General features: G+C 72.1%; 11 protein-coding genes. 5 read left to right on the top strand and 6 right to left on the bottom strand.

Translation table 11 applies throughout. The features are described 5' to 3' along the window. Nucleotides 1-184 precede the first annotated feature (184 nt). Complete coding sequence (locus tag ACZ4TO_RS15430; protein ID WP_468024399.1) at nt 185-2,047, bottom strand: LamG-like jellyroll fold domain-containing protein; 1,863 nt, start codon at nt 2,045-2,047, stop codon at nt 185-187. Between the two features lie 247 nt (nt 2,048-2,294). Here ACZ4TO_RS15430 and ACZ4TO_RS15425 point away from each other — a divergent pair, with 247 nt between their 5' ends. Beyond that, on the top strand, nt 2,295-2,699 hold the full coding sequence (locus ACZ4TO_RS15425) for a PaaI family thioesterase (RefSeq protein ID WP_468024398.1): 405 nt from the start codon (nt 2,295-2,297) through the stop codon (nt 2,697-2,699). A 108-nt stretch (nt 2,700-2,807) separates the two neighbouring features. On the opposite strand, the gene ACZ4TO_RS15420 is transcribed toward ACZ4TO_RS15425, so the two are convergent. Next, complete coding sequence (locus tag ACZ4TO_RS15420; protein ID WP_351866101.1) at nt 2,808-3,245, bottom strand: DUF4442 domain-containing protein; 438 nt, start codon at nt 3,243-3,245, stop codon at nt 2,808-2,810. Nucleotides 3,246-3,415: 170 nt separating this feature from the next. On the opposite strand from ACZ4TO_RS15420, the gene ACZ4TO_RS15415 reads away from it, so the two are divergent. The 3 genes from ACZ4TO_RS15415 (at nt 3,416) to ACZ4TO_RS15405 (ending at nt 7,259) form a co-directional block, all read left to right on the top strand. Next, complete coding sequence (locus ACZ4TO_RS15415; RefSeq protein ID WP_468024397.1) at nt 3,416-4,576, top strand: DUF8017 domain-containing protein; 1,161 nt, start codon at nt 3,416-3,418, stop codon at nt 4,574-4,576. 114 nt (nt 4,577-4,690) lie between these two features. Then, the gene (locus ACZ4TO_RS15410; protein ID WP_468024396.1) at nt 4,691-5,731 is read left to right on the top strand and encodes a DUF8017 domain-containing protein; all 1,041 of its coding nucleotides are present in this window, start codon (nt 4,691-4,693) and stop codon (nt 5,729-5,731) included. Nucleotides 5,732-5,894: 163 nt separating this feature from the next. Beyond that, nucleotides 5,895-7,259: an MFS transporter gene (locus ACZ4TO_RS15405; protein WP_385040393.1), complete on the top strand. Its 1,365-nt coding sequence runs from the start codon at nt 5,895-5,897 to the stop codon at nt 7,257-7,259. On the opposite strand, the gene ACZ4TO_RS15400 is transcribed toward ACZ4TO_RS15405, so the two are convergent. From ACZ4TO_RS15400 to ACZ4TO_RS15390, 3 genes are all read right to left on the bottom strand, one after another. Continuing rightward, nucleotides 7,221-8,066: a spermidine synthase gene (locus ACZ4TO_RS15400; protein WP_382796983.1), complete on the bottom strand. Its 846-nt coding sequence runs from the start codon at nt 8,064-8,066 to the stop codon at nt 7,221-7,223. The two genes, ACZ4TO_RS15405 and ACZ4TO_RS15400, sit on opposite strands and share 39 nt — an antisense overlap. A 172-nt stretch (nt 8,067-8,238) precedes the next feature. Continuing rightward, nucleotides 8,239-9,408, bottom strand: coding sequence for an elongation factor Tu (gene tuf, locus ACZ4TO_RS15395; protein ID WP_385040396.1), 1,170 nt, complete (start codon nt 9,406-9,408; stop codon nt 8,239-8,241). Nucleotides 9,409-9,726: 318 nt separating this feature from the next. After that, complete coding sequence (locus ACZ4TO_RS15390; RefSeq protein WP_468024395.1) at nt 9,727-10,461, bottom strand: DNA alkylation repair protein; 735 nt, start codon at nt 10,459-10,461, stop codon at nt 9,727-9,729. A 50-nt stretch (nt 10,462-10,511) separates the two neighbouring features. Between ACZ4TO_RS15390 and ACZ4TO_RS15385 the strand changes: the two genes are divergently transcribed. After that, nucleotides 10,512-11,330, top strand: coding sequence for a TVP38/TMEM64 family protein (locus ACZ4TO_RS15385; RefSeq protein WP_467848620.1), 819 nt, complete (start codon nt 10,512-10,514; stop codon nt 11,328-11,330). Nucleotides 11,331-11,369: 39 nt separating this feature from the next. On the opposite strand, the gene ACZ4TO_RS15380 is transcribed toward ACZ4TO_RS15385, so the two are convergent. After that, nucleotides 11,370-12,545, bottom strand: a complete 1,176-nt coding sequence (locus tag ACZ4TO_RS15380; protein ID WP_382796991.1) for a thiolase family protein — start codon at nt 12,543-12,545, stop codon at nt 11,370-11,372. Nucleotides 12,546-12,676: the final 131 nt, after the last annotated feature.

Genomic DNA, 12,676 nt, shown 5'->3' with positions numbered 1-12,676 from the left:
CTCCGCCCTGGCAAAAAAAACGACCCCCCTCCCCCCACCCCCCCCTTTTCTTTTTTTTTTCCTTGGTTACCTCTTTTTTTTTTGGGCCTGTCCCCCCCCCCCCCCAAAGGCCAGGGTCGGGCATGGACGGCCGGAAGGGAACAGGTGCTCGGGGCCTTGTCGGACGGGTGTTGTCGGACGGGCCCTAGGCAGGAGGCTTGAGGAAGTCCCGCACGGGCAGGGGGCGGTCGACGATTCGGGTGTCGCCGATCCAGCCGTAGAAGCCCTGGCCGAAGCTCTCGTCGAACTGGGTGGCACCGATGACGAAGGGTTTGCCGAGCGTCGCGATGCCGGTGGACGGCTGTGCGGGATTGCGGGCGATCTTCGAGCCGTCGACGTGGAGGACGGTGCGGCGGCCGTCGTTCACGACGGCGACATGGGTCCAGCGGCCCACCGGGAGCGCGTGGCTCCACGAGGTCGGGTCGGCGTCCTGCCGCTCCGGATACACGACGAACTGGAGGAACCGCTCCGGCGACAGATTGAGGCTGCAGGTGGGCTCCAGCGGGGACCAGCCGGTCGTCTTGCCCACGTCGCCGTTGCGGCCCTCCCAGCTCAGGATGCCCATCCAGGCATGGTCGCCCTCGAAGGGGTCCGGCAGTTTGATGAACGTCTCGATGGTGTAGCCCCGGGTGAGCTTCGCGCTGTTCAGGGCGGCCCCGGCCCGCGTCGTGAGGATGGCGCCGCGGTCGGGGCTCTTGCCGCCGTCGAAACGGAGGCTGGCGTGGGCGGGCTGGCCCGGGTGATGGTCCGCCGACCAGGTCAGGGCGGACGGGCCGCTCGCGTGCAGCCGGCTCACGACGAGGTCGTTGCCATGGCCCGTGAGGTCCCGTACGACCGTGCCGTCCGCGACGGAAGCACCCGGCGCGCTCCCGGATTCGTCGAAGCGCCAGTAGGCCACCGTGCCGCGCGGCATCACGGCGGAGGCGGGGCGCGGCCTCGGCGGGACGACGGGCGCGAAGCCCCGGAAACGCTCGGCGAAGTCGACGCTCAGGCTGAACCGGTCGACAGGGCCGGTCAGTTCGATCGTCTCGGCCTCCAGCGGGGTCCGCTTCTCCGGGTCGCGGGCGAGGAACCACGGCGCGAACGTCTCGACGTCGACGACGCCCCTGGCCAGGTCGAAGGAGTAGGTGCGGATCATCCCGGCGCCGCCGTAGTAGCGGTCCTGGTAGTTGGTGATGTGGACGTGGACATCGTTGTCGTCGTCGTTGGTCAGGACGGTGCGCCCGGGCGGCCAGTAGTGGCCGCCGAGGGCGAGGAAGATCTGGTCGTTGCCGCGGACGAGCCCGTTCCACAGGCGTTCTCCGTTGTCGGAGAGCTGAGCCTTGCCGTCGTCGTCCGACCAGGCGATGTCGTGCGTGGTGAGGACGGCGGGAAGGGTCGGATGGGCGTCCAGGACACCCTGGGCCCAGCGCAGCCCCTTGTCCGAGACCCGCCAGTCCAGCGCGAGCACCAGCCACTCCCGGCCGGCGGCGCGCAGCACGTGGTAGCTGTTGTAGCCGTCGGGGGAGGCTCCGCGGAAGGTGGGCATGGAGGCGTAGCGCTCGGGGCCGAACGCGGCCAGGTAGGCGGTGTCCCCGCGCTGGTCGTCGGTGGACGACGGGATGTCGTGGTTGCCGGCCAGGACGCTGTAGGGGACCTTGCCGTGGAGGGTGCGGAACGTGTCGGCGGCTCGTCCGATCTCGTCCTCGGTGCCGTGTTCGGTGACGTCGCCCAGGTGTGTCATGAAGGCGATGTTGGCCTCGGCCCGCTCCGCCACCAGGTAGCGGAACGTCGCCCGCAGCGGCTCCGGGTCCGCGCTGTCGGCGTCGAAGAGGTACTGCGTGTCGGGCAGTACGGCCAGCGCGAAGCGCGGGCTCTCGGTGTCGAACCGGCCTCCCCCGCCCGTGGTCGTGGCCCGCGCCGGGGCCGTCTCGAAGGCTGCCGTCGCCGCGCCGGCCGCCGGAACGGCGACCGCCGCGCGCAGCAACGCCCGTCTGTCCGGCCCGTTCTGCTGTCCTGCCGTGCCCATGTGCCCTCCAGGTGAGCTGGATCGGTGTCACGGGGCACGGTGGTGACCGGCCATGGCCGAGCGATGGCAGTGAGCTGAACGACGCGTTGTGTTCGCCGCACGATTGGCGTCCGGCACTCCGGCGCGACGGAACGGCCGGATCGCGCACCTGGTCCGCGCCGCCGGAACACCCGTTCATGGCAAGGGAGTTGATAGAAAGGATCACCGACGTGCGTCCCGCCGTTCCCACAAGGAGCCCGATGTGACCGTGACCGTGACCGCAGACGACATCTACGCGATGGCCCCCTACGCCAGGACCCTGGGCGTTCGCTTCACGGCCCTGTCCGCGGAGGGAGTGGACGCCGAACTCGACTTCGTGCCCGAACTGTCCACCGCGGGAGGCGGGTTGCACGGGGGCGCGCTGATGGGCCTGGCCGACGTCGCCTCGGCGGTGTGCGCCGCGCTGAACGGCCCCGCGGGCGCGATCCCGGCCACCACCACCTCGACCACGCACTTCCTGCGACCGGTGCGCGAGGGAGCCGCGTACGCGAAGGCCCGCGTGCTGCGGGTGGGACGCGACACGGCGGTCGTGGAGTGCGACATCGAGGACGACGGGCACCGGCTCTGCACCCGGGTCACCCAGACGGTGAGCCTTCGAGTGCCGCGCGGCTGACGTGGCCCCGGCCACGGGCCGGGGCGTCGGCCGGTCGGTGTCCCGGAGACGGCCCAGGGCCCCGACCGGCTCGTGCGACCGGTCAGGGCCCTGTGGGTGAAATCCGTCTCAGCCGTTCGGGCGGAGGGTCCAGACGACGGTCATCTCGCCGGTCACCGCGCCGTCACCGCGCTGGATGGCGATGGCGACGGGGAACTCGGGGCGCTGACCGGCGTCGAGTTCGGCGACGACGTCGGCGGCGGGCCGCCCGAGCGTGGCGGTGGCCGTGACGGGGCCCATCGCGAGCTTCTTGTAGGCGATCTCGGCGCTGACCGCGAGCGGCACGGCGCGGGAGAGCTGGTCGCCGAAGGCGGCGAGCACGATGGCCCCGCTCGCCGACTCCCCCAGCGTGAACATGGCTCCGGCGTGCGGTCCGCCGACGTGGTTGTGGAAGTCGCCCTGGTCCGGGAGCGCCACGACGGCCTTCTCCGGAGTGGTCTCCACGAACTCGAGGTTCAGGGTCCGGGCCATCGGCACGGTCGCGGCGAGCATCTCGCCGATCGTCATCTGGTCTGCGCTCATACCGCGAGGTTACCCGCGAGTAGCAATTCTTGGCCAGCCCCACCGCACGGCGAGGACGACGGACCCGGCTCCGGCGGACGACGTCGCACTCCGGTACAGGCCTGACGAAACGCGGTGACAGAAACGTTTCACTGACGCCACTAACGTGACTGCCCATGTGGCCAGGACAGCAGCCGCCCGGAGGCGAGCAGAACCCGCAGGGACAGACCCCACAGGGACAGCACCCTCAGGGACCGACCCCGCGGGGACAGCGGACGCAGGCACCGCACCAGGAGGAGCCGAACCCCTACCAGCAGCCGGGGTATCAGCAGCCGAACCCGTATCAGCAGCCCGGATACCAGCAGAACGGGTACCCGCAGCCGCCGTACCCGCAACCCGGCGCGTACGGACAGCCTCCGGAGCGGGCGGGGCAGCCCGGCCCGTACGGAACGCCGCAGCAGCCGTGGGGTGCGGCCGCTCCCGCGGGTGCGCCCGAGCCGCCGCGCGGGAACGGGAACCGGACGAAGGTGGTCGCGATCGTGGCCGCGACCGCGGTGGTCGTGGCCGCCGGGGTGACCGGCGCGCTCCTGCTCGGCGGCGCCAAGGACGACCGGGCCGGCCATGACGGCGAGGGCACGGGCACGACACCATCGGCGAGCAGCCCGAGCAGCCCGAGCAGCCCGGGCTCCTCCGCGTCCGACGGCGCCGCGCGCGGCGGGGCCGCCGAGCAGCCGACCGTCCCGGGCTGGAAGGTCGTCGTCAACCCCAAGTGGGGCACCGCCTTCGACGTACCCGCCACCTGGGAGGTGGCCTCACCCGGCACCTCGATCGGCTTCGAGAAGCACGACGCGAAGGCCGGCGACAAACCGCTGATCATGATGTCGGCGCCCGCCTACTTCAAGTCCAAGTGGTGCAGTTCCGACGGCGACAAGGACGGCCGCACGGAGGACACCGCGCTCGGCGCCGCCGGCACCAAGGGCGCGAGCGGAGCGAAGAGCACCGACGAGGTCGCCGTGAACCAGGTCCCGTGGTGGGTCTACGGCGGCTACACCCAGCCCGACAAGAAGAGCCTGACGTTCGACAAGAAGGCCGAGCCCTACACGACCGCCTCGGGCATCACCGGGAGCGTCGCCTGGGCCAGGTCCGAGAACACGCCCCGGAAGGGGAAGTGCGCGAGCGACGGCAAGGCCGTCACGTTCGGATTCAAGAACTCCGCGGGCGACTTCGTGGCGTGGAATCTCTACGGGGCCACCGGCGTACGGGACGAGATCCCCGACGCGACCATCCTGAAGATCCTGAGCACGGTGCGGCTGCACGGGGACCCGACGGGAGGCTGAGCCGGCGTCAGAGCCGTGCCGAGCCGGGATCAATGGGACAAGTGGCCTGATGGCGCGGCCGTTTCGGGGACCGCCGTGGCACCCGGGTCACGGGCCCCTCTATCGTTACCAGCCATGTGGCCAGGACAGCAGCCGCCCGGGGGCGAGCAGAATCCGCAGGACCAGAACCCGTATCAGCAGCCGGGTTACCAGCAGCCGAATCCGTATCAGCAGCCGGGATACCAGCAGACGGGGTACCCGCAGCCCGGCCCGTACGGACAGCAGCCGGGACAGCCGCAGTGGGGAGCCCCTTCGGACCCCCTCGGCTCGCCCCAGGTGCCCGGCGGCAACGGCGGTGGCGGCAACAAGACGAAGATCACCGCGATCGTCGCGGCCCTTGTCGTCGTGATCGCCGCCGGGGTCACCGGTTACCTCGTCCTGGGCGGGAACAGCGGCTCGGACGACAAGGCCGGCGGGGACACCTCCAAGTCCCCGAAGGCGTCGGCGTCCACGTCGGCGAGCGCGAGCGCGAGCGAGGCCGACCCGCGCGGCGGCGGCGACGAGAAGGCGACGATCGCCGGCTGGAAGGTCGTGGTGAACCCCAAGTGGGGCACCGCCTTCGACGTGCCGCCGAACTGGAACGTCAGCACCTCCGGCACCTTCATCGGCTTCGAGGACGACAAGAAGGGCGACGGCTCCCTGCTCATCGGCATGTCCGCGCCCGCGTTCCTCAAGGAGAAGTGGTGCACGTCCGACGCGAACAAGGACGGCCGCACCGAGGACACCTCGCTCGCCGCCGCGGGCACCAAGGGCCAGAGCGGCGCGAAGAACACCGGCGACGTGGCGCGCAACGACTCCGCGTGGTGGGTCTTCGGTGGCTACACCGATCAGAAGGACGCTTCGAAGAAGCTGCTGAAGATCGGCAAGCCCCAGGCGTACACCACGGCCGCCGGCATCGAGGGCAGCGTCGCGACGACGTACTCCAAGGGTGTCGTCAAGAAGGGCAAGTGCGACTCCGACGGCAAGGCGACCACCTTCGCCTTCAAGAACTCGGCGGGCGACTTCGTGTCCTGGACGCTCTACGCGGCCAAGGGCGTCTCGGAGGAGATCCCGGACGCGACGGTGAAGAAGATCCTCAGCACCGTACGGCTGCACGGCGACCCGACGGGTTCCTGAGCCCCCGCGGGCCGGCGGGTTCCTGAGCCCGCGCGGGCCGACGGTTCCCGAGCCCGGGCGGACCGGCGGGTTCCCGAACCCGGGGCCAGCCGACGGGTCCTGAGCCCGCGCACGCTCCGCCCGGGCCGTCACGCGGGACTGATCCCGGCAAGGGCGCAGGTCAATGGGTTTGGCAAGTCGGGCACCGGGCGGCGATAGTCTCCCCGTGACCTCAGCCGCCGACCGCGCCCGACCCTCCCGCCGCCCCTCGTGGGCGGGCCGGAACTACAGCCTTCTGACGGCCTCCGCCGTCGTCACCAACCTGGGCAGCCAGGGCGCGTTGATCGCCGCCGCGTTCGCGGTGCTCGCCGCGGGCGGCGACGGAGGCGACGTCGGCCTGGTGGCCGCGGCCCGCACCCTGCCGCTGGTGCTGTTCCTGCTGATCGGCGGAGCCGTCGCGGACCGGCTGCCGCGGCACCGGGTGATGGTCGCCGCCAACGCCCTCAACTGTGTGTCGCAGGCGGCCTTCGCCGTCCTGGTCATCTCCGGCGAGGCCCGGCTGTGGCAGATGATGCTGCTGTCCGCGCTCGGCGGCACCGGTCAGGCCTTCTTCAACCCGGCCGCCGAGGGCATGCTCATGTCCTCCGTGCGCGGGGAGCAGGCGAGCCGCGCGTTCGCGATGTTCCGGATGGCGATGCAGGGCGCGGGTCTCGGCGGCGCGGCCCTGGGCGGCGCCCTGGTGGCCGTCATCGGACCGGGCTGGGTGCTCGCGGTGGACGCGGTGGCCTTCGCGGTCGCCGGCGCACTGCGTTCCTTCCTCGACGTGAGCCACATACCGCCGCGGGAGCCGGGCGGCGGACTCCTCTCCGATCTGCGCGACGGCTGGCACGAGTTCGTCGGCCGTCCCTGGCTGTGGGCGATCGTCGCGCAGTTCTCCGTGGTGGTCGCGGTCGTCGGAGCGGCGGACGCGGTCTACGGTCCGCTGGTCGCCCGGGACAGTCTGGGCGGGGCGGGGCCCTGGGGCCTGGCGCTCGGCGCGTTCGGCGCCGGGACCGTGGGCGGCGCACTGCTCATGACCCGCTGGAAGCCCCGTCGCCTGCTGCTCACGGGCACCCTGTGCGTCTTCCCGCTCGCGGCACCCGCCGCCGCGCTCGCGGTCCCCCTGCCGGTGGGACCTCTGTACGCGGTGATGTTCGTCAGCGGTCTGGCGATCGAGGTGTTCGGTGTGTCGTGGATGACGGCGCTCCACCAGGAGATCCCCGAGGACAAGCTCTCGCGGGTGTCGGCGTACGACTGGTTCGGCTCGATCGCGATGGTCCCGCTGGCCACGGCACTGGCGGGTCCCGCGGAGCAGGCCTTCGGCCGGACGCCCGCGCTGTGGGGCTGCGCGACGCTCGTCGTGGTGGCCACGGCGGCGGTGCTGTGCGTCCCCGACGTCCGCAATCTAACGCGGCGGTCCCGGGCCGTGGCGCAGGGCACTCCGGTCGAGGTGCCCGGCACCCGGCAGGCGTCAGCCGATGCCGAAGGAGCCGCCGGGCGGCTCGGGTGACGGAACCGCGTCCTCGTCGCGCACCGGAGCGGCGCCGGCGATGAAGTCCCGCAGCGCGGGGCCGTGTTCGACGCGGGCCGGAAAGGCGTCGGCGGCGGTACGACGGGCCAGTGCCGCCGTGTCGAACGGCTGGTGGGAGGCCACGAGCACGGCGTTGCCGAAGCGCCGGCCGCGCAGCACTCCGGGTTCGGCGATGAGGGCGATCTCCTCGAACACGGTGCGGAACGTGGCGAGCTGGGAGCGCAGAAACGCGAAGGGCGCCGCGTCCGCGAGGTTGGCGAGGTAGACACCGCCGGGGCGCAGCACACGCTCGGCGGCGCTCGCGTACGCGACGGTGGTCAGGTGCGCCGGTATGCGCGAGCCGCCGAAGACGTCCGCGATCAGGATGTCGGCGGAGGCGGGGGCGGCGGTCTCGATCCAGGCGCGGGCGTCGGCGCGGTGCAGTTCGATGCCCGAGCCGCCGGGCACCGGCAGACACTCGTCGATCATGGCCAGCAGGCCCTTGTCCGCCTCGATCACGTCCTGGCGTGAACCGGGCCGGGTGGCGGCTACGTAGCGGGGCAGGGTCAGCGCCCCGCCGCCGAGGTGCAGGACGTCCAGAGCGCGCCCCGGTTCCGCCACCGTGTCCAGCACGTGGCCGAGACGCCGGGTGTACTCGAACTCCAGGTGCGTCGGTTCGTCCAGATCGACGTACGACTGCGGTGCGCCGTCCACGGTCAGCAGCCAGGCCCGCTCGCGGTCCACGTCGGGCATCAGCTTGGCGGTCCCGTGATCCACGGCCCGCGTCACGGGTATCGGCTCGTCCACGGGTCCATTGTGCGGCACCCGCCCCGACACGGACGGAGCCGACCGGAGCACCGCGAACGGGCCCTCCCGCCACCTGGACCGGAGCCGGTCACTGCGACGGGAACGGGAACAGGAACGGGAACGGGGCCCGCCACGGTGTGGCGGGCCCCGCGTCCCCGTCCGCGGCCGGGCGTCAGCCGACCGACGTCACCGTCCCGGCGCCGACGGTGCGGCCGCCCTCGCGGATCGCGAAGCCGAGGCCCGGCTCCAGCGGCACCTCGCGCCCGAGCTCGACGGTCATGACGACCGTGTCGCCGGGCCGGGCTACGGCCGCCTCGCCGAGGTCGACGTCCCCGACCACGTCCGCGGTGCGGATGTAGAACTGGGGCCGGTACCCGGTGGAGACCGCTGTCGTACGGCCGCCCTCGCGCGTCGACAGCACGTACACCCGCGCCGTGAAACGGCTGCTGGGTACGACACTGCCGGGCGCGGCGACGATGTGCCCGCGGCGTACCGCGTCGCGTGGCACCCCGCGCAGCAGCAGCGCCACGTTGTCGCCGGCCTGCGCCTCCTCCATCGGCTTGCCGAAGGTCTCCAGGCCGGTGACCACCGTGTCGACGCCCGCGCCGAGCACCTCGACCCGGTCGCCGACGCGGATCGTGCCGCGCTCCACGGCACCGGTGACGACCGTTCCGCGCCCGGTGATGGTGAGCACGTTCTCGACCGGCATCAGGAACGGCGCGTCGAGATAGCGCTCGGGCATCGGCACATAGGTGTCCACGGCGTCGAGCAGCGCGTCGATCGCCGCCGTCCACCGGGGGTCCCCCTCCAGGGCCTTGAGGCCGGACACCCGCACGACGGGGACGGAGTCACCCCCGTACCCCTGCGCGGAGAGCAGTTCGCGGACCTCCAGCTCGACCAGGTCCGTGAGCTCCTCGTCGGCCGCGTCGGCCTTGTTGAGGGCGACGACGATGTGGTCGACGCCCACCTGCCGGGCGAGCAGCACGTGCTCGGCGGTCTGCGGCATGATCCCGTCCAGCGCGGACACGACGAGGATCGCCCCGTCGAGCTGGGCCGCGCCGGTGACCATGTTCTTGACGTAGTCGGCGTGGCCCGGCATGTCGACGTGCGCGTAGTGCCGGGTGTCGGTCTCGTACTCGACGTGCGCGATGTTGATGGTGATGCCGCGCGCGGCCTCCTCGGGCGCGCGGTCGATCCGGTCGAACGGGACGAACGTGCCGGAGCCGCGTTCGGCGAGGACCTTGGTGATGGCGGCGGTCAGGGTGGTCTTGCCGTGGTCGACGTGACCCATGGTGCCGATGTTCAGGTGCGGTTTGGTGCGCACGTAAGCCGTCTTGGGCATGGCGGTTCCTCGAAGCCTCTTCGGTGTCAGCGGAGCTGAGTGATGGCCCCGGCGCGTCGTGGCCGGGACGGGGACCCCCAGGAGTGACCGACCCTCCCCCTGCGGGGTCCGCCGGACGATCCGGGAAGGGTCAGCTTCGGGCGCCGTCGACGGCTGCCGTGATGATCTGGACGGCAGCCTTCGGCGCATCCGCGACTGCGGATGCTGCGAGGAGGAAGGCGTACCGGAACATGAGGAGATCATCTCCGACGGGTCTCCCCGCGTCGAATGATTTACGGTGCCCCGCGGACCGGTGTGGCGTGAGGGGCGCCGGCGGCCTCAGGGACCGATGTTCTTGAGCGCCTCGCGCACGGACAGCGGCGCGAGGTGCGCCCGCTCGGCGGCGACGAAGTCCCGTACGGCGCCCGGGTCGGTCTTGGCGTACTCGCGCAGACACCATCCGATGGCCTTGCGGATGAAGAAGTCGGGATGGCCCGCCTGCCGGGCGCAGTACGCGAAGAGCCGCCCGGTGTCGGTGGCCTCCTTGTACCGGAGCTGATGGAGCAGCGCCGTGCGGGCGACCCACAGGTCGTCGTCCTCGATCCAGGCGTCCATGTCGGCGCGCAGGCGCGGGTCGGCGGCCACCAGGCCTCCCACCACGTGCGCGGCGAGCGCGTCGACGGTGTCCCACCAGGAGACGGTGGACACGAGGTGCCAGGCCACCGGCAGGAAGCCCGACGACAGGCGCCCGACATGGCGGCGCAGATAGTCGACCGCGAAGTACTGGTACTCGCGTTCCGGCAGCCGCCAGCAGCGCAGGGCGAGCGCGGCGCAGTCCTTCTCGTCGGGCCGGGCGGTGTCCAGCAGCACGGTGCGGGAGAGGCCGCGGCGCACGGGTGTCGTCAGGCCGAGGAAGGGAGCGATGTCCTTCATGTACGCGCGCATCGAAGCGGCCCGGTCGGCGTCGGCCGCCGCCGGATACACGGAGGTCAGCCGCTCCACGAGGGTGTCCGCGAGCACGCTGTCCGGGACCTCGGACCCGGCACCCGACGTTCCGGAAGCTGTGACGCCCATGAGACGAACCATACGGCGACCACACACATGCGTCGGCTAGTGTCACCGGAATGCTCGATGCCACCACCCGCTCTGGGGGCACCGCCACGGCCACTCCCCAGGCCGCCGCCACGCAGCTCACCGTCGCCGACGACCTGGTCGTGGGCCGGGAGATCGCCGTCGCCGCACCCGCGGTCCCGACCGCCGTCCGCACCGCTCCGGGCGGGCGCCTCCTGAGAGCGCTGCTGTCCCCCTGGGCGCGGCTCTCCCTGCTGGTCGTGCTGCTCGCGGCGGCCGCGTCGAGCGTGTTCCTCTTCGATCCGCAGCGGCTGCTCGCCGACGGCTGGCCGCCTCAGCTCGGCGGCGCCGCGGCGGCCGTCGCGTTCGCCGTGGCGTACGGGCTGTGCACGGTCGCCTTCGTGCCCCGGCCGCTGCTCAATCTGGCGGCCGGTGCCGTGTTCGGCTCCCAACTGGGCCTGGGCACCGCGCTGGTGGGCACGGTGCTCGGCGCGGGTGCCGCGTTCGGACTCGGCCGGCTCCTCGGGCAGGACGCGCTGCGGCCGCTGCTGCGGGCCCGCTGGCTGAAGGCGGCGGACGGCCAGCTCAGCCGGCACGGCTTCCGCTCGATGATGGTGGCCCGGCTGTTCCCCGGCGTGCCGTTCTGGGCGGCGAACTACTGCGCGGCGGTGTCGCGCATGGGCTGGCTGCCCTTCGTGGTCGCGACGGCGCTCGGCTCGATCCCGAACACCGCCGCGTACGCCGTCGCCGGCGCCCGGGCCTCGTCGCCGACCTCCCCCGCGTTCCTGATCGCGATGGCCCTGATCACCGTTCCCGCCCTGGTCGGAACGGTGGTGGCCTGGCGCAAGCGCCACCACCTGCGCGGCCACTGAGACCCGCGCGGCACCCGTACGGGGGAACGGCCGCGCCCGCTAGGGGCGCAGCCCTTCCAGGATCATCGCGTTCGCCAGTCCGCCCGCCTCGCACATCGTCTGGAGCGCGTAGCGGGCGCCCCGGGCGCGCATCGCGTGGACGAGGGTCGTGGTGAGGCGGGTGCCGCTCGCGCCGAGCGGGTGGCCGATCGCGATGGCTCCGCCGTGCACGTTGACCTTGGACAGGTCGGCGCCCGTCTCCTGCTGCCAGGCGAGAACGACGGCGGCGAAGGCCTCGTTCACCTCGAAGAGGTCGATGTCACCGAGGCCGAGACCGGCCTTGCGCAGCACCTTCTCGGTGGCGGGGACGACACCGGTGAGCATCAGCAGCGGGTCGGAGCCGGTGACGGCGAAGCTGTGGAGCCGGGCGACGGGACGCAGGCCGAGGCGGGCGGCGGTCTCGCTCGACGTGATGAGCACGGCGGAGGCGCCGTCGTTGACCGGGCTCGCGTTCCCGGCCGTGACGGACCAGTCGATCTGCGGAAAGCGTTCGGCGAAGCCGGGGTCGTAGTACGCGGGCTTCAGTCCGGCGAGCACCTCGGGAGTGCTGCCGGGGCGGACGCTCTCGTCGCGGGCCAGGCCTTCCAGAGGCGCGACCTCGGCGTCGAACAGACCGCCGTCCCAGGCCTGTGCCGCCTTCCGGTGCGAGCCGATCGCGAAGTCGTCCATCCGCTCGCGGGTGATGCCCCACTTGGCGGCGATGAGTTCGGCACTGATGCCCTGCGGCACCAGACCCTCGGGGTAGCGCTCGGCGACGCCGGGGCCGAAGGGGTCCGCGCCCGCCGGCACGTTGGACCACATGGGCACTCGGCTCATCGACTCCACGCCACAGGCCACGACGATGTCGTACGCCCCCGACATGACGCCCTGCGCCGCGAAGTGCACCGCCTGCTGGGACGAGCCGCACTGGCGGTCCACGGTGGTCGCCGGAACGGTGTCGGGGAAACCCGCCGAGAGCACCGCGTACCGGGTGGTGTTCATGGCCTGCTCGCCGACCTGGTCGACGGTGCCGCCGATGACGTCGTCGATCAGCGCGGGGTCGATCCCGGTGCGCTCGACGAGCGCGCGCAGGGTGTGGGCGAGGAGTTCCACGGGGTGGACGTGGGCGAGGGAACCGTTCGGCTTGCCCTTGCCCACGGGGGTGCGTACGGCTTCGACGATCACGGCGTCACGCATGGGATGCCTCTCAGGTCGGTCGGTCACTGAGGTCGGGAAGACCGGCGACCGAGCGGGGCCGGTCACCGAACCGAGTGAGTTGGATTTCCAAACCCACTAAGTGACCCAAGAGTAACCCAGTGAGTTGGAAC

It is taken from the genome of Streptomyces sp. NPDC028298 (genome assembly GCF_055565895.1).
The sequence above is the reverse complement of the archived record's forward strand: the minus strand, read 5'-3'. Positions and strand labels throughout refer to the sequence as shown.